Annotated in this window: 18 protein-coding genes, 1 other RNA gene and 1 pseudogene; 1 reads left to right on the top strand and 19 read right to left on the bottom strand. The window is 63.3% G+C overall.

Annotation, left to right across the window (positions count from 1 at the left end; all coding sequences use genetic code 11):
• Positions 1-51: 51 nt before the first annotated feature.
• Genes murB through mraZ form a run of 12 tightly spaced genes read right to left on the bottom strand, consistent with a single transcriptional unit; the run spans position 52 to position 13762 of the window.
• Positions 52-1017, bottom strand: a complete 966-nt coding sequence (gene murB / locus NKH01_RS15825) for a UDP-N-acetylmuramate dehydrogenase (RefSeq protein ID WP_353021040.1) — start codon at positions 1015-1017, stop codon at positions 52-54.
• Positions 1014-2420 carry a UDP-N-acetylmuramate--L-alanine ligase gene (gene murC, locus NKH01_RS15830; RefSeq protein ID WP_023721200.1) on the bottom strand — a complete coding sequence of 469 codons (1407 nt, stop codon included), beginning with the start codon at positions 2418-2420 and terminating at the stop codon, positions 1014-1016. The genes murB and murC overlap by 4 nt, the downstream gene beginning before the upstream one ends.
• Positions 2420-3544 carry an undecaprenyldiphospho-muramoylpentapeptide beta-N-acetylglucosaminyltransferase gene (gene murG, locus NKH01_RS15835; protein ID WP_023721201.1) on the bottom strand — a complete coding sequence of 375 codons (1125 nt, stop codon included), beginning with the start codon at positions 3542-3544 and terminating at the stop codon, positions 2420-2422. The genes murC and murG overlap by 1 nt, the downstream gene beginning before the upstream one ends.
• Before the next feature lies 1 nt (position 3545).
• Positions 3546-4697, bottom strand: coding sequence for a putative lipid II flippase FtsW (ftsW, locus tag NKH01_RS15840; RefSeq protein WP_023721202.1), 1152 nt, complete (start codon positions 4695-4697; stop codon positions 3546-3548).
• Entirely contained in the window at positions 4697-6097 is a 1401-nt protein-coding gene (gene murD / locus NKH01_RS15845) for a UDP-N-acetylmuramoyl-L-alanine--D-glutamate ligase (protein WP_353021044.1), read from the bottom strand. The genes ftsW and murD overlap by 1 nt, the downstream gene beginning before the upstream one ends.
• A gap of 8 nt (positions 6098-6105) precedes the next feature.
• Complete coding sequence (gene mraY, locus NKH01_RS15850; RefSeq protein WP_023721204.1) at positions 6106-7188, bottom strand: phospho-N-acetylmuramoyl-pentapeptide-transferase; 1083 nt, start codon at positions 7186-7188, stop codon at positions 6106-6108.
• A gap of 24 nt (positions 7189-7212) precedes the next feature.
• On the bottom strand, positions 7213-8646 hold the full coding sequence (locus tag NKH01_RS15855; protein WP_023721205.1) for a UDP-N-acetylmuramoylalanyl-D-glutamyl-2,6-diaminopimelate--D-alanyl-D-alanine ligase: 1434 nt from the start codon (positions 8644-8646) through the stop codon (positions 7213-7215).
• Positions 8643-10097, bottom strand: a complete 1455-nt coding sequence (locus NKH01_RS15860; protein WP_023721206.1) for a UDP-N-acetylmuramoyl-L-alanyl-D-glutamate--2,6-diaminopimelate ligase — start codon at positions 10095-10097, stop codon at positions 8643-8645. The genes NKH01_RS15855 and NKH01_RS15860 overlap by 4 nt, the downstream gene beginning before the upstream one ends.
• A gap of 54 nt (positions 10098-10151) precedes the next feature.
• Complete coding sequence (locus NKH01_RS15865; protein ID WP_352481539.1) at positions 10152-11879, bottom strand: peptidoglycan D,D-transpeptidase FtsI family protein; 1728 nt, start codon at positions 11877-11879, stop codon at positions 10152-10154.
• Positions 11880-11893: 14 nt separating this feature from the next.
• Complete coding sequence (gene ftsL / locus NKH01_RS15870; protein ID WP_023676771.1) at positions 11894-12271, bottom strand: cell division protein FtsL; 378 nt, start codon at positions 12269-12271, stop codon at positions 11894-11896.
• Positions 12272-12275: 4 nt separating this feature from the next.
• Positions 12276-13307, bottom strand: a complete 1032-nt coding sequence (gene rsmH, locus NKH01_RS15875) for a 16S rRNA (cytosine(1402)-N(4))-methyltransferase RsmH (RefSeq protein ID WP_353021048.1) — start codon at positions 13305-13307, stop codon at positions 12276-12278.
• Complete coding sequence (mraZ, locus tag NKH01_RS15880) at positions 13304-13762, bottom strand: division/cell wall cluster transcriptional repressor MraZ (protein ID WP_353021050.1); 459 nt, start codon at positions 13760-13762, stop codon at positions 13304-13306. The genes rsmH and mraZ overlap by 4 nt, the downstream gene beginning before the upstream one ends.
• Positions 13763-14168: 406 nt before the next feature.
• Between mraZ and NKH01_RS15885 the strand changes: the two genes are divergently transcribed.
• Entirely contained in the window at positions 14169-15284 is a 1116-nt protein-coding gene (locus tag NKH01_RS15885; RefSeq protein ID WP_353021052.1) for a cystathionine gamma-lyase, read from the top strand.
• A 9-nt stretch (positions 15285-15293) separates the two neighbouring features.
• On the opposite strand, the pseudogene NKH01_RS15890 reads toward NKH01_RS15885, so the two are convergent.
• The 7 genes and pseudogenes from NKH01_RS15890 to NKH01_RS15920 form a co-directional block, all read right to left on the bottom strand.
• Positions 15294-15586: pseudogene (locus NKH01_RS15890) on the bottom strand (type II toxin-antitoxin system RelE/ParE family toxin).
• Positions 15583-15867, bottom strand: a complete 285-nt coding sequence (locus tag NKH01_RS15895; protein WP_352481543.1) for a type II toxin-antitoxin system ParD family antitoxin — start codon at positions 15865-15867, stop codon at positions 15583-15585. The pseudogene NKH01_RS15890 and the gene NKH01_RS15895 overlap by 4 nt, the downstream one beginning before the upstream one ends.
• Positions 15868-16018: 151 nt before the next feature.
• An RNA gene (gene rnpB, locus NKH01_RS15900) (RNase P RNA component class A) lies at positions 16019-16417 on the bottom strand.
• Positions 16418-16476: 59 nt separating this feature from the next.
• Positions 16477-17220: a lytic transglycosylase domain-containing protein gene (locus tag NKH01_RS15905; protein ID WP_352788566.1), complete on the bottom strand. Its 744-nt coding sequence runs from the start codon at positions 17218-17220 to the stop codon at positions 16477-16479.
• A 184-nt stretch (positions 17221-17404) separates the two neighbouring features.
• On the bottom strand, positions 17405-18172 hold the full coding sequence (locus tag NKH01_RS15910) for an N-acetylmuramoyl-L-alanine amidase (RefSeq protein ID WP_352844526.1): 768 nt from the start codon (positions 18170-18172) through the stop codon (positions 17405-17407).
• Positions 18169-18888: a J domain-containing protein gene (locus NKH01_RS15915; RefSeq protein WP_023721214.1), complete on the bottom strand. Its 720-nt coding sequence runs from the start codon at positions 18886-18888 to the stop codon at positions 18169-18171. The genes NKH01_RS15910 and NKH01_RS15915 overlap by 4 nt, the downstream gene beginning before the upstream one ends.
• A 281-nt stretch (positions 18889-19169) precedes the next feature.
• Positions 19170-19376: a hypothetical protein gene (locus NKH01_RS15920; RefSeq protein WP_023721215.1), complete on the bottom strand. Its 207-nt coding sequence runs from the start codon at positions 19374-19376 to the stop codon at positions 19170-19172.
• Positions 19377-19498 lie beyond the last annotated feature (122 nt).

A 19498-nucleotide genomic window follows, 5' to 3' on the forward strand; every position in this document is an offset into this window, starting at 1 on the left:
GCAGCAAAATGTGAATTCATGAGGTCCGGAGGCAACGGTCTTCGGCTTGCGCTAAAGCAGCTGCCCGAGAAATTCCTGGACGGCATGGCCCGGCCGAAAATTGCCGATGCGCTTGATCTCCCACTGCAGCCGGATGCCCGATCTTTCGAGCACGCGCGCACGCACCGTCTCACCGAGATATTCAAGCTCGTAGCCTGTGGCGGTCCCGGTGTTGATCATGAAGTTGCAATGCATCGGCGACATCTGTGCCCCGCCGACCATCAGGCCGCGGCAGCCGGCCTTGTCGATTTCCTTCCAGGCCGAGGTGCCCTCGGGATTCTTGAAGGTCGAGCCACCGGTCTTTTCGCGGATCGGCTGCACGGTCTCGCGATGGTTCTGGACAGCATCCATCGCGGCCTTGATCGCCGCCTTGTCCTCCGGAACGCCTTCGAACAGCGCCGACGTGAAGATCAGCCCGGACGGCGCAGCTGAATGGCGATAGGCATAGCCCATGTCGGCGTTGCTCAGCACATGCACATTGCCCTTGCGGTCGAGCGCCCGCACCTCGACCACGCGCTCGCGCGTCTCGACACCGTTGGCGCCGGCGTTCATCCTCAGCGCTCCGCCGATGGCGCCGGGAATGCCGTGGTAGAAATGAAAGCCGCCGATGCCGGCCTCGTAGGCAACGGCCGCAACGCGCTTGTCGGGTGTCGCGGCCCCCGCCTTGATCGTGGTCGGCGCTATCACTTCGGTCTCGCCAAAGCCTTTGGCCGAAAGCCGGATGACGAAGCCCGCAATGCCGCCGTCACGGACAAGCAGGTTTGAGCCGACGCCGACGATGGTCAGCGGTATTTCCTCGGGCACCGCCTTCAGGAACGCGGCAAGATCGTCCTCGTCGGCCGGCTGGAACAATGCCTCCGCGAGCCCGCCGGCTCGAAACCAGGTGATCTTGTCCATCTCGGCATTGGGCGTGATGCGGCCGCGCAGTCCGGCAAACCGGTCGCCAAGCTTGTCGATCAACGCCTGGCCGCGCATCATGAGATAGTCCCGCCGAGTTCTTTGGGCAGCGCATAGGCCCATTGGGTGATGTTGCCAGCGCCGAGGAAGACGACGAAATCGCCCGGCTTCGCCACCTCGCGCACGATCGGCGCAATCGCCGCCGGACCTTCGATGTAGCGTGCGTCGCGATGGCCGCCGGAGCGGATGCGCGACACCAGTGCGTCGGACGTAACGCCGTCGATCGGTTCCTCGCCGGCCGCATAGACGGGCGCCACCATTACCGTATCGGCGTCGTTGAAGCAGACGGAAAACTCGTCGAACAGATCGCGCAGCCGAGTGAAGCGATGCGGTTGGGTAACGGCGATGATGCGGCCCTTGGTGGCGCTGCGCGCCGCCTTCAGTACCGCCGTGATCTCGACCGGATGATGACCGTAATCGTCGAACACATCGACACCGTTCCACGAACCGGTATGGGTGAAGCGCCGCTTGACGCCGGCGAAGGACGACAGGCCCTTCTTGATCGCCTCGGCCGAAAGGCCGAGCTCATGCGCGACGGCAATCGCCGCCGTCGCATTGGAAACGTTGTGGCGTCCGGGCATCGGCAGCCGCAGACCGGCAATCGTTATCTGGCCGTGCGTCTTGCGGTCGCGGATCACCACGTCGAATTCCGAGGTTGGGCCGTCCATGCGGTGATTGGTGAAGCGCACGTCGGCCTGCGCATTTTCGCCATAGGTGATGACGCGCCGGTCCTCGATGCGGCCGACCAGCGCCTGCACCTCGGGATGGTCGGTGCACATCACGCCGAAGCCGTAGAACGGCACATTCTCGACGAACTGGCGAAACGCCTCGCGCACTTTATCGAAGGAGCCGTAATGGTCGAGGTGCTCGGGGTCGATATTGGTGACGACGGCAATCTCGGCCGGCAGCTTGAGGAAGGTGCCGTCGCTCTCGTCGGCCTCGACCACCATCCATTCGCCGTCGCCCATGCGGGCGTTGGTGCCATAGGCATTGATGATGCCGCCATTGATCACCGTCGGGTCGAGCCCGCCGGCATCGAGTAGCGTCGCCACCATCGAAGTCGTCGTTGTCTTGCCGTGCGTGCCGCCGATCGCGACCGCCTGCCGGAAGCGCATCAGCTCGGCTAGCATTTCGGCGCGCCGCACGATCGGCAGCAACTTCTCTCTCGCCGCCTTCAGCTCCGGGTTGGATTTCTTGATTGCGGTGGAGACGACGACCACTTCGGCCTCGCCGAGGTTCTCGGCCTGGTGGCCGACGAAGCATTCGATGCCCTTGTCGCGCAGCCGCTGCACATTGGCGCTGTCGGCCTGATCGGATCCCTGCACCTTGTAGCCGAGATTGTGCAGCACCTCGGCGATGCCGCTCATGCCGATGCCGCCAATGCCGATGAAATGCACGAGGCCGATCGTCTGTGGCATCTTCATCAATGCGTCTCCTTCCTGAATTCCGAAACGGATTTCCTGGACGCAATAGCCTCTGTCAGATCGGCGAGCAACCGCGCGGCATCCGGTTTACCGGACGATTTCGCCGCCGCAGCCATTGTCGCCGCCCTGCCTGGATCATCCATTAGCCCGCCGACAAGCGCAGCGATCCGCTCCGCCGAAAGCGTGGATTGCGGATGCACCTCGGCGCCACCCGCTGCGGCAAGGGCGGCCGCATTCGCCGCCTGGTCGTGGTCGAGCGCGTGCGGATAAGGCACCAGCAGCGCCGGCCTGCCGATCACCGCGATTTCCGATACGGTCGACGCGCCGGAGCGCGACATCACCAGATGCGCCGCCGCGAGCCGCGCCGCCATGTCGGTGAAGAAGGGCGACACCTCGGCCTCGATGCCAAGCGCGGCATAGGCGGCTTCCACCCGCGCCACATCGTCGGCGCGGGCCTGCTGCGTGATCGCCAGTCGCCTACGCTGTGCATCGGAAAACCGGGCGATCGCCGCCGGCACCGCATCGGAAAAGAACTGCGCGCCCTGGCTGCCGCCAAACACCAGAAACCGGAACGGCTCTTCGCCGGCCGATGCAGCATAGGGTGTATTCGCTGCTTCCAACACTTGCGGCCTGACCGGATTGCCGGTGGTCACCGTCTTGGCGCCAGTGGCACTGATGTCTTCCGGCAGGAACCCGCCGGCAACGGCGTCGACGCGGCCGGCGAGCGCCCGATTGGCGCGGCCCATCACCGCATTCTGCTCGTGGATCAGCGTCGGCACCTTGCGCCGGGTCGCCGCGTAAAGCGGCGGCAGTGTCGGATAGCCGCCGAAGCCGACCACGATGGCGGGCTTGATGCTGGCGATGACGGCCGACGCCTGCCGCACCCCGCGCCAGATTTTCCAAAACGCGGCGAGCATGGCAAAAGGATTCTTCGAGCCCATCGTCGCCGACTGGATCGGATGGATGGCGGTCGCCGGGAACTGCCCGGCAAAGCGCTCGGCGCGGTCGTCGGTGGCCAGATGTACCGCCCAGCCGCGCGCCTTGAGCTCATGTGCCAGCGCCTCGGCCGGGAACAGATGTCCGCCCGTTCCGCCAGCAGCTAGAAGGATGACCCCCTTCGCCATCTCACTCCGCCGGCATCGCACGCGGCGACGGCATGAAGCCCAGCTGCTTGCGCTTTTCCGGGCGCTTGCGCGTCAGCGCCAGCACCATGCCCATCGAGATGGCGATCGCGATCTGGGAGGAACCGCCATAGGAGATGAACGGCAGCGTCATGCCCTTGGCCGGCATCAGTTGCAGATTGACGGCCATGTTGATGACCGACTGCAGGCCGAAGACGGTGACCAGGCCGCCAACCGCGTAGCGCGTGAAATCGTCCTGCTCCTTGAGTGCCGTGTTGAGGCCGCGCAGCACGATGAAGCCGAAGATGGACATGATGAAGAAACACATGATCAGCCCGAATTCCTCGCCAGCGACCGAGAAGACGAAATCGGCATGGCTGTCGGGGATGACCCGCTTGACGGTGCCCTCGCCCGGCCCGACGCCGAACCAGCCGCCATTGATCAGCGCCTCGCGGCCCATGTCGACCTGGAACGTGTCGCCCTCGCCGGTCATGAAGCGGTCGATGCGGCCGGCAACGTGCGGGAACACCGCATAGGCGGCGAACACGCCGCCGACGCCGGCAGCACCCAGCGCGACGATCCACAGCCACGGCAGCCCGGCCATGAAGAACATCACCCCCCAGGTGCCGAGCACCAGCATGGTCTGCCCCAGGTCAGGCTGCGCCACTAGCAGCGAGATGACCAGCGCAAGCAGCAACATGGCGAACAGATTGCCCGGAATGTCGGGCTGGCGCTTGTGCTCGGCGAACAGCCAGGCGCAGATGATGACGAAGCCCGGTTTCAGGAACTCGGACGGCTGTATCGACAGGCCGGCAAGCGATACCCAGCGCCGCGCGCCTTTCACCTCGACGCCGATATAGAGCACCGCCACCATCAAAAACAGCGTGATGCACAGCATGACCAGCGCCATGCGCCGGATCTGCCTGGATTCAAGGAACGAGACGGCAAGCATCACTCCAAGTGCCGGAATGGTGAAGATGATCTGGCGTGTGGCGAAGTGGAAACTGTCTAGTCCGATGCGTTCGGCCACCGCCGGGCTTGCGGCGAAGGACAAAACGATGCCGAGGCCCATCAGCGACAGGAACGCCGCCAGGAACCAGCGATCGATCGTCCACCACCAGGTCGCCACGGGGCTTTTGTCGAGACGGCTTTGCATTATCGTGTCCCTCCGATGGGCTTCACGCCATCAATGGCGGTTGCGGCTTGCCTGAACACCTCACCGCGGACTTCGAAATTCTTGAACTGGTCGAAACTGGCGCAGGCCGGCGACAGCAGCACCACCGCCTCGCCGCTACTATCCTTGGCCGCATCGCGGGCGGCGTGTTCGACCGCCGCAGCCAACGTGCCTGATATCTCGTAGGGCACCGCTTCGCCCAGCGTCGCCGAAAAGGCCGGTGCGGCTTCGCCGATCAGATAGGCCTTGGCGATACGCGGGAAGAAGCCGCGCAACGGCTCGATGCCACCCTCTTTCGGCAGACCTCCGGCAATCCAGTAGATACGCGCAAAGCTCGACAGCGCCGGTGCCGCGGCATCGGCATTGGTCGCCTTGGAATCGTTGACGAACAGCACATGCCCTTTGCGGCCGACCTGCTCCATGCGGTGCGCCAGCCCCGGGAAACTCTCCAGTCCGGATTGGATCTCGCCGAGCTCGAGCCCGACCTTGAGGCAGGCGGCGGCGGCGGCCAGCGCATTCTGCGCGTTGTGCTGGCCGCGCAACGAGCCGATGCCTTCGAGAAAGGCGACCCGGCTGTAGCGGCCGTGCACGGCTTCCATCAGGTTGGTGCCTTCGGCGAAATAGCCGTCGGTCAGCGGCAGGCGCTTGGAGATGCGAATGATCTGCCGGCCCGCTCGCTCCAGCCGGTCGGCGATCTGGGCGCACCAGGAATCGTCGACACCGATGATTGCCGTCTCGCTGCCGGCCACCAGCCGCTCCTTGATCGAGGCGTAGTGTTGCATCGTGCCATGGCGATCGAGATGGTCCGGCGTCAGGTTGAGCAGGATGCCGGCCGTCGGATTGATCGAAGGGGCAAGATCGATCTGATAGGACGAGCACTCAACCACATAGTGCCGCTCGGGCTGCGGCGGATCGAGCGTCATCACCGCGCGGCCGATATTGCCGCCCATCTGCGTGTCGCGCCCGGCCGATTTGAGGATGTGCGCCGTCAATGCCGTGGTCGTCGACTTGCCGTTGGTGCCGGTGATGGCGATGAAGGCTGCTGCCGGCGCCCGCGCCGTCCGCTCGCGGCAGAAAAGCTCGATATCGCCGATGATCTCCACGCCTGAGCCCCGCGCGAGCTCGACGGTCCAGTGTGGCTTGGGATGCGTCAGCGGCACGCCGGGCGACAGCACGAAGGCGGAAAACCTCGCCCAGTCCGCGCCGCGCAGGTCTGCGGTGGCGATGCCGACCGCGCCGGCCTTGGCAACGCTGTCGGGATTGTCGTCCCAGGCGAGGACGTCCGCGCCGCCCTCGATCAGCGCGCGCGCCGTGGCAATCCCCGAGCCGCCGAGCCCGAAGAGCGAAACGCGCTTGCCTGAAAAGGATGCGGCGGGGATCAAGCGGCCTCCTATCTGAGCTTCAGGGTCGACAGCCCGACCAGCGCCAGAATGACGGCGATAATCCAGAAGCGGATCACCACCTGGCTTTCGGTCCAGCCGAGCTTTTCGAAATGATGGTGGATCGGCGCCATCAGAAAGACGCGCTTGCCGGTCATCTTGAAATAGCCGACCTGGATGATGACCGAGAATATCTCGACGACGAACAGGCCGCCGACGATGACCAGCACGATCTCGTGCTTGGTCGCCACCGCGACCGTGCCGATCAGCCCACCCAGCGCCAGCGAGCCGGTATCGCCCATGAAGATTGCCGCCGGCGGCGCATTGAACCACAGGAAACCGAGACCGGCACCGATCACCGCTCCGAGGACCACGGCAAGCTCACCGGTGCCGGGAACGAAATGGATCTGCAGATATTCAGCGAACACGGCATTGCCGGAGAGATAGGCGATGACGCCGAAGGACGCCGCCGCGATCATGATCGGCACGATCGCCAGCCCGTCGAGGCCGTCGGTCAGGTTCACCGCATTGCCGGCGCCGACGATGACGAAGCACGAGAACGGGATGAAAAACCAGCCGAGATTGACGAGAAACTCCTTGGCGAAAGGGAATGTCAACGATGACGAGAACGGCACCTGGCCGTTATGCATGATCACCCAGGCGGCGATGCCGGCAATGACGAATTCGAGCCCGAGCCGCGCCTTGCCGGAAAAGCCGAGATGCGATTGCTTCGTCACCTTGAGATAATCGTCGTAGAAGCCGATCGAGCCGAACCCCAGCGTCACCAGCAGCACCACCCAGACGTAGATGCTCGACAGGTTCGCCCACAGCAGCGACGAACCGACGATGCCGGACAGGATCATCAGTCCGCCCATTGTCGGCGTTCCCGCCTTCTTGAAATGCGTCTGCGGCCCGTCGGCGCGGATCGGCTGGCCCTTGCCTTGCCGCAGCCTCAGCGAATTGATGATGGTCGGTCCGAAGATGAACACGATCAGCGCCGCTGTGATCAGCGCTCCGCCGGTGCGGAAAGTTATGTAGCGGAAGACGTTGAAGACCGAGATCTTGTCCGCAAATTCGACGAGCAGTGTTAGCATGCGCTTGCGTCCCCCGGACCGATCCTAGGTCTGTCTGCTGGTTGTGGCTTCCGCCGGAAACTTGCCGAGCAACGCCTCGACCAGCTTTGAAAAGCCTATGCCCTTCGACGATTTGATCATGACCACGTCGCCGGGCTTCAATTCCGACAGAAGCACCGGTTTCAGATCTTCCGCGCCGGCGCGGTATTCCGTCTTGATCTCGCCCGGCAGCACGTCGGCCAGCGCCCGCATTTCCGGGCCGCCGAGGAAAACCGTGCGCGTATCGGTGCCGACGATCAGGTCGGCAAGCGCGGCATGCAATTTCGCCGAATGGCTGCCGAGCTCGAGCATGTCGCCAAGCACGGCAATGCGCCTGCCCTCGCCCGACACCGGTGTGGTGTTGAGCAGTGCCATTGCAGCGGTCATCGACGCCGGATTGGCGTTGTAGCTCTCGTCGATCAGTGTGATCGGCCCCTTGGGATGGCGCAACACATAGCGTTTGCCGCGTCCGCGTTCGGGCGAAAGATCGGCCAGCGCCTGCGCAACCCTGGTGACGTCGGCGCCGACCAGATGCGCGGCACCCAGCACGGCCAGCACATTCTGCACCATATGGCGGCCCGGCGCGCCGATCCTGGCGACAATCTCGTGTCCGCCAATCTTGGCGGCTATCACGGAGTGATCGGCATTGAGCTCGCATTTGATCAGTTTGAAGGTCGCCCGTGCATTCTCGCCGAACCCGTAGACATGCTCGACGCCCGCTTCTTTCGCCATCTTCTCCAGCAGCTTCCAGCGCTGGTCGTCGCGGTTGAGAAGGGCGGCGCCACCGGGCTCCAGTCCCTCGAAAACCTCTGCCTTGGCCTTGGCGATCTCGTCCAGGTTGCGGAAGAAGCCGAGATGAGCGGCCGCGATCAGCGTAATGATGGCGACATGCGGCCGGACCATTTTGACGAGGGGCCGGATCTCGTCCGGATGGTTCATGCCGATCTCGAAGACGGCATAGTCGCAATCCTGCGGCATGCGCGCCAGTGTCAGCGGCACGCCCCAATGATTGTTGAACGACTGAGCCGATGCATGCACCGTACCGACCGCGGACAGAGCGTGGCGCAGTGCTTCCTTGGTGGTGGTTTTGCCCGCCGAACCGGTCACGGCAATCACCCTCGCCTTCGAGCGTGCGCGCGCCGCAACGCCGAGCTTTTCCAGCGCGACGAGCACGTCCTCCACGACGATCATCGGTGCCGTCAGCCGCCCCAGCGACGGCAGCTTGCCCTCGGCGACGACAAGCACGCCGGCGCCCGCCTTGATGGCGGCGGTGACGAAATCATGGCCGTCCATCACCTCGCCCTTGATGGCGAAGAAGGCGTCTCCCGGCTGCAGGCTGCGGCTGTCGATGGAAATGCCGGCGATGCCTTCAGGCATCGGACCGAGCGGCCGGCCATCCATGGCGGCAACCAGCGCCTCGGAGGTCCACAGATAGCTCACGCCGCTTGCTCCCTGAGCGCCGAGCGAACTTCCTCATGATCGGAAAAATGCAGCGTCTCAGTGCCGATGGTCTGGCCTTCCTCATGGCCCTTGCCGGCCACGATCAGCGTGTCGCCAGCGTGAAGCATCCCGACTGCCTCGTGGATGGCCTTGCGCCGGTCGCCGATCTCGATGGCGCCAGGTGCGGCCTCCAGGATCGCGGCGCGGATCGTCTCGGGAACTTCCGAGCGGGGATTGTCGTCGGTGACGATGACGACATCGGCCAGCCTTGTGGCGATCTCGCCCATGATCGGCCGCTTGCCCCGGTCACGGTCGCCGCCGCAACCGAATACGACGATGACGCGGCCGGTGGTAAAGGGACGCACCGAAGCCAGCACGTTTTCCAGCGCGTCCGGCTTGTGCGCGTAGTCGACATAGACCGGTGCGCCATTGGCGGCCGTCCCAACGAGGTCGAGCCGCCCCGGCGCACCCTTCAATTTCTCTAGCGCCATCAACGCCTTGGCAACGGATGTTCCAGTCGAAATGGCGAGGCCCGCCGACACCAGCGCATTGGCGATCTGGAAGTCGCCCGCCAACGGCAGGTCGACTTCATGGAGAACGCCGTCAACTTCGACCTCGGCGCGTTGGCGGTGGCGCTCGTGCTCGACCCGCTTCAGCCGCAGGAAATCGCCGTGGCGGCCGACCGTCAGCACGTTCAGTCCCGCTGCCCGCGCCGCCTTGATTGTCGGCTCCGACCACGGGTCGTCGGCAAAGATGACGGCCGGCGCGCCCTTCGGCAGCAGCGCATCGAACAGACGCAATTTGGCGCGATGATAGTCCTCGACCGTCGGATGATAGTCCATATGGTCGCGGCCGAGATTGGTGAAGCCGCCGGCCGCAAGCCTGACGCCATCGAGCCGGCGCTGGTCGAGGCCATGGCTGGACGCTTCCATCGAGGCGTGGGTGACGCCGGCCTCCGCCAACTCCTTGAGCAGCCTGTGCAGTGCCACCGGATCCGGCGTGGTCAGCGAGCCATATTCATTGCGGCCCGGCGCCACCACGCCGGTCGTGCCGATCGAAGCGGCGACCAAACCCGCCTGCTCCCATATCTGTCGGGTGAATGCGGCGACGGAGGTCTTGCCGCTGGTGCCGGTCACCGCGACCATGGTTTGCGGTTGCTTGCCGAAAATACGGGCAGCACTCAGCGCCAGCGCAAGGCGCGGATCGTCTACGACAAGAACCGGAACTGGCAGCCCGGCGACCGCACTGCCCTTGCCGACAACAATCGCGGCAGCGCCGCGGCTCGCGGCATCGGCGGCATAGGCTGCGCCATCCGCCTTGGAGCCGGTGAGCGCGAAAAAGACAACACCCGGTGTTACCTGGCGGGAGTCCGACGAAATCCCTGTAACCTCCATGTCGAAGGAAGCTGTCCCCTCGACAGGCAGGATACCGGCTAGATTTTTCAGCTTCATCGAACCCCGTTCATCGCAACAAAATAGCGCGCAGTTGCCGGCGCGCCCCAAGAATCACTGATAGGAAACCAGCGTTGCACCATTTTCATGGCTGAAATCTGGCTTCACGCCAAGCATGGAAGCCGCACGTCGGATGATGTTTGCAGCCATGATGCCCGCATTCGAGGCAGCCGTGGCACCCATGCCGGGCTTTTCCGGCTTCGGTTCGTCGGCGATCGTAAGCACTATGTATTGCGGATCGTCCATTGGGAAAGCCGCAACGAAAGCGTTGAAATTCTTTTCCTTCGAGTAGCGGCCGTTGACGACCTTCTCCGCCGTTCCCGTCTTGCCGCCCACCCGGTATCCTGGCACCCGGGCATTGCGGCCGGATCCCTTTTCGGCATTGAGGGCATAGAGATAGCGCATGCCCTCGACGGTCTTGTCGCTGACCACTTTCTTGGCCACCGCCATCGCCTGCTCCTGGGTGCGCGGCAGGAAGGTCGGGTCCATCAGATAGCCGCCATTCATCAGCGCGGCGCAGCCGACCGCCGTCTGCAGCGGGGTCGTCGACACGCCGTGGCCGAAGGCGATGGTAATCGAATTGACCTGCTTCCAGACCTTGGGCTCGGTCGGCCGGGCGACTTCCGGCAGTTCGGTCTGCATCTTCTCGAGGATTCCCAGGCGATGCAGGAATTCGCGGTGTCCGTCGATGCCAACCGCTTCGGCTTCCTTGGCAGAGCCGATATTGGATGAGTAGATGAACACTTCCGGCACCGACAGCACCCGGCCCTTGCCATGGAAATCATGGATGGTCTGATGGCCGATCCTGATCGGGCGCGATGCGTCGAAGCGGCTTTGCAGCGTTATCTTGCCGGAATCGAGCGCCATGGCGGTGGTGAAGCTCTTGAAGGTCGACCCCATTTCGTACAGGCCGGCGGACATACGGTTGAGCCGGTCCTTGTCCTGCGCGTTATAGGGGTTGTTCGGATCGAAATCTGGAACCGACGCCATCGCCAGCACCTCACCGGTCTTGACGTTGAGCACGACGGCACCCGCCGCGATCGCATGGTACTTTTCCATGCCGGTGGCGACCTCGTCACGTACGATATGCTGGACGCGCAGATCGATCGAGAGCTGGACCGGCTTCAAATCCTTGGCCACCGCCAGGCCCGACGCCTGAAGATCGCTCAAGCCCTGTTCGTCGATGTATTTCTCCATGCCGGAGATGCCCTGATTGTCGATGTTGGTGAGGCCGACAATGTAGGACGAGGTTTCGCCGGCCGGATAGAACCGGCGCTTTTCGGTGCGGAAGCCGAAGCCGGGGATGCCGAGCTGCATGATATCGGCCTGCTGCTTCGGCGTCAGTTGCCGCTGCAGCCAGACGAAGCCGGCGCCGCTCTTCAGCTTGTTGTATGTCTGCTCGTAGTCGATCTCGGGAAGCACCGTCGACAGCTTTTCGATCGCCTCGTCGGCATCGACGATGCGGCGCGGTTCGGCAAACAGCGACGCCGTCTTGATGTCGGTCGCCAGCACTTCGCCGTTACGGTCGACGATGTCGGGCCGCGATGCCGTCACCCGGCTCTGCGGCCCGCCCGACAGGTCGGGGTTCTGGAAACCCAGATAGACCAGCCGCCCGGCAATGGTCGAATAGATACCGAAGAACACCGCCATCGTCATGACAATGCGGGTCCTGCCCTTGCCACCGGTTGCCTTGCGGGCACCTTCGACCACGATCGATCCGCCCGCGCCGGGCTTCGAACCGCGCTTCAGCAGCCTGCCAACCTGTGGAAATCTGGCGGCCATTGGAAATCCGGTGATCATTGGACGATGCCTCCGGTCACCACCGGATCCTTGCCGCCAATATCAGCCATGCCGCCCAGCCGCTGCGATGAAAGGTCCTCGATGTTGACGGGTTTGGCCGGCAGATCGTCCAGCCCGACGATCTGGCGCGCATTGACCGGCTCGAGTCCGAGTTGCGATTTGTAGATTTCGGTGAGCTTCTGCAGGCGCGACGGCTGGGTAAGCAGGCTCCAGTCCGCCTTGAGCAGGTCGATCGTGTCCTCTTCATAACGGATCTGCGCCTGGATCTTGTGCACTGCCGCCAGTTGCTCCTCGGCCTCGCGCTTGGTCTTGTAGGTCAAGGCAGCCGCCGAAACCATGACGGCGATCAGGACTATGTCGCTGGTACGAAACACGTGTTCACCTCTCTCCCGGTCGATCGGCACCGGGAAGCTTTGGGCCAGGCAGTTTTGGCAGGCCGAAAATCGAAAAATCACCAGCGCGCGCCGGCGCCTCTGTACGGATCGCAGCGCGCAGCCTTGCCGAGCGCGCCCGCGGATTGGCCGAAATCTCGGCATCGCCAGGCGTCACGCCGCTGCCCTTCTTGGTGAAGGTGGCGGTGCGCGCCTGCGCCTCGGGCAGGTGCCGCGATCCGGTCGCTGAATCAGCTCTGTCGGCGATGAAGCGCTTGACCATGCGGTCCTCCAACGAATGGAAGGTCACCACGGCAAGCCGCCCGCCCGGTTTCAGCACGCGCTCGGCGGCAAACAGCGCCTTTGCCAGTTCGCCGAGCTCGTCGTTGACGAAGATGCGCAGCGCCTGGAAAACCCGGGTGGCTGGATGGATCTTGTCTTTCGGCGCGCGGCCGATATGCGTCTCGATGGCATCGGCAAGGTCGAGCGTGCGCTCAAAGGGGCGTTTTTCGCGACGGCTCTCGATCATACGGGCGATGCGCCCAGCATGGCGTTCTTCGCCGAGAAAACCGAAGATGCGGGCAAGATCGCCCACCTTGAAAGTGTTGACGACGTCGGCGGCGCTCAGGCCCGCCTGCGCCATGCGCATGTCGAGCGGTCCATCGGCGCGGAATGAAAAGCCGCGCTCCGGCTGGTCGATCTGCATGGAGGAGATGCCGATGTCGAGCACGACGCCATCGGCACTTTCAACCTGCTCGTCGAGCGTTGAGAACGGTGCCTGGACAAGCCTGAGCCTGCCGCCGGACTGCTGTTCAAGGGTCCGCCCCGCCGCGATCGCATCCGGATCGCGGTCGATGGCGACGACCGAGGCTCCGCTTGCCAGAATGGCCTTCGTGTAGCCGCCAGCACCGAACGTGCCGTCGACGATCACCTCGCCTTTTGTCGGCGCCAGCGCCTCCAGAACTTCGGCAAGGAGGACCGGAATGTGGCGGGCTGGTCCGCCAGCGGCATGAACTTCATCGCCGTCGCCCGCCATCATTCCGGCCGCTCCCCGGCCTTCGTCCCCTGCCGAAGCTGCAAAAGCCGGGCGCGTGCCTCCGTCCCATAGGCACTGAGCCGTCCGGGCTCCCAGATCTGAAAGAAATTGCCGCGGCCAACGAAGGCCACTTCCGCTGAAATGCCGGTATGCTCGCGAATGAAATCGCTCATCGTGATACGGCCGTCCTGGTCGAGCTTCAGAAACGTTCCATCGCCATGGCAGAAGAACGACATGTCGTCCGCCGTCTGCAGGAACGGGTCTTCCTGGGCGATGCGCTGCTCGTAGCGATCGAGCAGGTCGAGCCCACCGACATCCATCGCCGGGCGATCCAGGCAGCGTAGCGCATAAAGTTCCGAATAGCCGCGTTTCTGCACAACGGCACGGAAATGCGCCGGCACGGACACCCGTCCCTTCGCATCGATCCTGTTCACCGCGCTCGACAGAAACCGGTCCATTACGCGTTACGACCGCTTGCGCCGCCGCACCCCTCTGCATCTTCCTGTCCGCGCCGCCCCAGCCCGGTCGGCGTCCAAAACCCACTTCGTTATGACGGGCGAACGCAGGCAAACGCGCAGCCGCCGCGGCTGCCCGATTGGCGTACGCTTCACCCTGACACGGAACGAAGGCTTGAGTATCGGAATGGGATATCATGGGGTGTTATGGGCGTCAACGGGAACAGTCTTCAAAACGCGCCTGCCACGACTGGGGAGAGCAGCTTTGACGGCACTCCCGTCTTTATCGTCTATTAAGCCTAACGAAGCGTTTAGAGCCGTGTGGCCCAACCGGAGCCGACTTGCTGCGGATCGCTGCCGCGCATAGCCTCGGCATCTCCTTTTCCGGTCAGTAACGAGGTTTGAAATCATGTCCGAAACAGCCAAGTCACGCGCCGCAGCACTTCCCCATCTGCGCCGCGGCGGGCTGGCCAAGGGCGAGCCGATCCCCTTGCCCCTGACCATGGCCGCCATCTTTCATGCGCCCGGCGACGCCACCGGCTTCGATCAATATGGCCGCTTCAGCAATCCGACCTGGGATGCGGTCGAGCACATGCTGGCGCATTTGGAAGACGCCCCATGCGTCGCCTTTCCCTCGGGGATGGCTGCCATCTCGGCGGTATTTTTCGGCCTGCTCAAAGCCGGCGACCGTATCCTGCTGCCGTCCGACGGCTATCACACCACGAGAGCGCTGGCAGAGCGCTTCCTGAAGTCCTTCGGCGTCGCTTATGATGTCCGGCCGACATCGAGCTTCCTCGACGGCGGCTTCGACGGCTATCGGCTTGCCTTCGTCGAAACGCCCGCCAACCCAGGGCTGGATATATGCGACATCGCAGCCGTCGCCGGAGCTGTGCACAAAGCGGGTGCGGTGCTTGTGGTCGACAACACGACGATGACGCCTTTCGGCCAGCGCCCGCTCGATCTCGGCGCCGATATCGTCATTGCCGCCGACACCAAGGCGCCAAACGGCCATTCCGATGTGCTATTCGGCCATGTCGCCAGCCGCGACGCGGACATCATCTCGAGGGTGACGGACTGGCGCGAGACGTCGGGCGCCATCCCCGGGCCGTTCGAGGCATGGCTGGTGCATCGCGGCCTCGAAACGCTGGACGTGCGCTTCGACCGCATGTGCGCTTCCGCCGAAATGATAGCGCGACGGCTGAAAAACCATCGCGCGATCAGCGGCTTGCGCTTTCCGGGACTGGAGAGCGACCCATCGCACAATCTTGCCCGCGCCCAGATGGAGCGCTTCGGATTTCTCATTTCGTTCGTGCTCGCCTCGGAGGACAAGGCCGAGGATTTCATCAACAGCTGCGCGTTGATGCAGGCAGCGACATCGTTCGGCGGCGTACACACGTCGGCCGAACGGCGATCAAAAAGGGGAGATGCCGTTCCGCCCGGCTTCGTTCGCCTGTCGGTCGGCTGCGAGCCGGTGGAAGAGCTTTGGCAGGCGATCGAGACGTCGCTAGACCGCATCGGCACCTGAGCAGCGCGACTACGAATTCAGATCGCCGGCGTCGATCTTGCGCCGGCCGTGGAGAACGCGAACGATTTCGATCGCCTCTTCGCGGACACGATACAAAGTGAGGTATTCGCCGACGATCAGGTGACGGATGCCGGGCGCAATGTCTTCGCGCGGTGCACCTGAGAAGGGATGCAGGGTCAGCAAATCCACCGCCTTTGCAAGAGATCCACGAGGCGAACCGCCGCATTTGGATTCTGTTCGGCAATGTAGTCGACGATGGCTTCGAGGTCGATCAATGCCTGAGGAAGCAGGCGATATTTCACTCCTCAAGGCCTTTGGCCTCGGCCATTTTCAGATATTTGGCGCGCAGCCGTTCCATGATTGGCGGCCCGTCCAGCGCCGGTCCGCTGTCGATCCCCTCCTGCGCCATCTTGCGCAATTCCTCGACCGTGTAGCCGAGCAGGTCGCGCCTGTCCTTCCATTGCCTCAGTGCGTCGCGGATCACCTCGCTCGCCGAGGCATATTCGCCGGCGGCGACCACGTCGTCGACTGCCGCGGCCAACTCCGGCGACAGCGTGATGCTGCGTTTATCGACCTGTCCCATGACGCGCTCCTGAATATCGTCATCAACTGGTACGATTTAATCGCACCATTTTCAAGGAATGTCGCGCTCGATTGCGGGTCGAAAAGTGAATCAACGGCTGCGCCCGAAGACGTAACCTGCTGATATCAGGAGATTTCCTTTTATCGGGGAAACTGCCAGCTGGCCTGTAAGCCGGGTTCTGTATGGCCCTCGCCCCTTACGGGGCGAGAACGTGGCGGCCATTCATCTTGGGCGCATGTTGCCATGCGCCTCACGCAACCTACCCGGACGGTGAGCCGGAAACAGCCCTCGAGGGTTTCCCCTCGCACCGCCCCTATTCGGTCTTGCTCCCGGTGGGGTTTACCGTGCCGCTCCTGTTGCCAGTCGCGCGGTGGGCTCTTACCCCACCCTTTCACCCTTGCCACGATTAGATCGTGGCGGTTTGCTTTCTGTGGCACTTTCCCTGGGGTCGCCCCCGCCGGCCATTAACCGGCACCGTGTCTCCATGGAGCCCGGACTTTCCTCACCCGCAGCCTTTCGGCTTCGCGGGTGCGGCCGCCCGGCCAGCTGGCAAGGCGTATAAAGGGGTTCAGGCCCGAAAACGCAAACGAAAAAGCAAGTTATCGCTTGTCAGGCGGGCGCTCCAAGTGCTGCCAGTTGCACCTTGACCTTGCCGCAATAGGCTGCGGACACCGGGTTCATCCGTGTGGCGCCGTGGCCGGCATTGTATTTCAGGATCGTGCCGCAGGTCGTGCCGCCGCCGAGATCCCGCGCCATGGCAAGGTACTTCATGCCGTATTTGATGTTGGTATCGGGATCGTAGAGACCCTGAACCGAACCGCTATAGCCCATCATTCTTGCCGTCGCCGGCTTGATCTGCATCAGGCCGATCTCGCCGGCGCTGCCGACCTGGTTCGGCTGGTAGTTGCTCTCGATCTTGATGACGGCATTGGCGAGCGATACCGGCACGCCGTAGCTGGCGGCATATCGCGCAATGATCGCCGAATACTGTCCGCTGCCGCCGACAACCGCCGCCTGGGGCGCTGGCCTGCTCTTCGGAGCGACTGACGCTGTTGCCATACGGTCGATGCGTTTGCGATTACGCTTCACATGCTGTTTGGAGATTGTCTTTCTCGCAGCGGTTGGCCTTTTCGCGGAGACTGGCTTTTTCGTTCTTACCGCGGCCGCTTTTTCCACTTTTGCGGTGGTGGTCTTCTCTACTTTTGCACCACCTTTCGGCATGGCGGTTTTGCCGGCTGCGGCACTGAAGCCTTGATCGACCCGCTGGCTCAGCGGCGCGCTGTTCGCCGCGCTGAAGGCAAAAGTCATTACGCCGGCAGCAATGGCTGCCGTTAAAACGGTCAATTTCTGCATGTGATCCTGTTCTGTTTGATCTGCACAAAGAACTTCGCGCAGATACCCTCAATCAACATCGGAACATCTGGGGGATAGAGATCCGACAATCTGTACGGATCGCCTTTGACGACGGAATTGGCGCCAAAGAAGGCGGCGCAAGTCACTTTAGGTAACAGATTGTAACTTTTAATCTGGGAAAAGATTATTTGAGAGAGGCTATCCTTGCGGAAGCGAGCAGCCTTTCCAGCGTGCGGATCGTCGATCCGTCAGCCATGCCATCGACCAGGCGCTGCCGGAAATGCCGCTGAAATGCCTCGACCACGATTTCGGTCTGCCGGTCGAAAGCGCCGGTGATCTCGACGCCATAACCATAGAGCGACAGCATCGACTGCAGCGCCTCGACCTCGGCGCCGGTATCATCTGGCTTCAGTACGGCGCCGCGCCGGATCGGTGCTGCCGGCACAACATGGCCGACACCGGCGGCAAACAAGGCTTTCCATGGAAATTTCTCGCCCGGATCGACCTTGCGCCCCGGTGCCACGTCGGAATGGGCGAGCACCCGCTGCGCCAGAATGGAATGGCGCTCGACAATGCCGACGCACAGGCCGATCACCGCGTCGATCTGCGGTTTTGGAAAATTGCGATAGCCGAGAGTATGCCCCGGATTGACGATCTCGATGCCGATCGAACAGGAGTTGATGTCGCTCTGTCCGAACCACGAGCTCTTGCCGGCATGCCAGGCGCGATCGCTTTCCCTTACCATCTGAACAATGCGGCCGTCCTCATGGACCAGATAGTGCGACGAGACCTCGCTTGCCGGATCGCACAACCATGCCTCGGCGCCGGCGCCGGTCGCCATGCCGGTGTAGTGCAGCACGATCATATCGGGTCTAAGCGTGCCGCGCCGCGGTCCGAAATTCGGCGATACCCTAACCTCGGCGCTCGGCTCGTCGGGCGGAAAGCCGCTCATGCGTGCCGCAGGCCTCGCTCGATCATCTCATAGGCCGCGTTGATCGCCGCCAGCCTGGTCGTCGCGATCTTGATGAATTCCTGCGGCAGGCCGCGTGCGATCAGCCGGTCCGGATGATTGTCGGAGACCAACTTGCGGTAGCGCCTGCGGACCTCCTCGAACGGCTTCCCACGCTCGATGCCGAGCACAACATAAGGATCGGCGGCGCCCAGATCGACATGCCGCGCCAGGATGCTCTGGTAGTGCGCCTCATCGATGCGGAAGATCTCGGCGATGCGATGCAGGAATTGGCGCTCGCGCTCATGCACCAGCCCGTCGGCCTTGGCGATGTGGAACAGCCCGTCGAGTATGTCCTCCAGCATCAGGCAATTCGAATGGCCCGAACCGCAAAGCTGCGCCATCCGCTCGGCATAGGTTTCGAAACCGGCAATGTCGCGTTTGGCCAAATCGTAGAGCCGCGCCACATTGCGCCTCTGTTCCTTCGGCACCTCGAATATTTCCTGGAAGGCGCGCACCTCGTCTTGGGTGACGATGCCGTCTGCCTTGGCCATCTTGGCCGACAGCGCGATCATCGCCACCGAGAAGGCGACGCGCCGGCGCAGATCGGCATCGCCGGAGAAAACCGTGCGCACGGCTTCGACCACTTCGGCGACGCCTGACGACGCTGAAGATGAAACGCGTGTGACGAAGTCGCCGAGGCGGTCCCAAATCGACATGAGGGTTTCATAGGGCCAACCGCCCATCGCTATCAAGCCAAGACAGTGCCGCAGGGGCTGGCCCAATCGATTTGGCGGAATGCCTGAGGCGGCTGGCGCTAGCGCTCACCCATGGAAAATCCGCAGACGGCAGCCTCGGCGCGCAAACGGCGAGCCTAGCGATTGGCGCCTTGGGTCGTCGTTTCGGCGCCAGCGTCGGCGCACTCGGCCGCAAGGCGCGGGTATCGTAAGCAGCAGAAAGGCCGGCGTGTGAGGCCGGCCTCTCTTGGTTGTCACATCAATTACTGCGCAGGGGCAGCCGGCGCAGGAGCGGGGGCCGGGGCCGGCTCGGCCGGTTTGTTAGCGTCAGGAGCAGCCGGCTTCATCGTCTGGTCGGATGCCGGCGGGTTAGTGCTCTGCGTCGTAGTGTTGTCGGTGCCGCTATCGCTGCAGGCCGCAACGCCAAGCAAGGCAAGCGCCGAGACCGACGCAAGAATGAGTTTCTTCATGTTATCTCTCCTCTAATCACGCCACCGTTACCGGTGACGATCGAGGACACAATGCATCAGGTCATGATGAGTTTCGTAACGTTGCGTTTCCGCGTGTAACATCAAGCGCTTGGCCGTACAAA

Origin of the sequence: Mesorhizobium sp. M1403 (assembly GCF_040317695.1) — a bacterium.
In the GTDB taxonomy this organism is placed as follows: Bacteria; Pseudomonadota; Alphaproteobacteria; order Rhizobiales; family Rhizobiaceae; genus Mesorhizobium.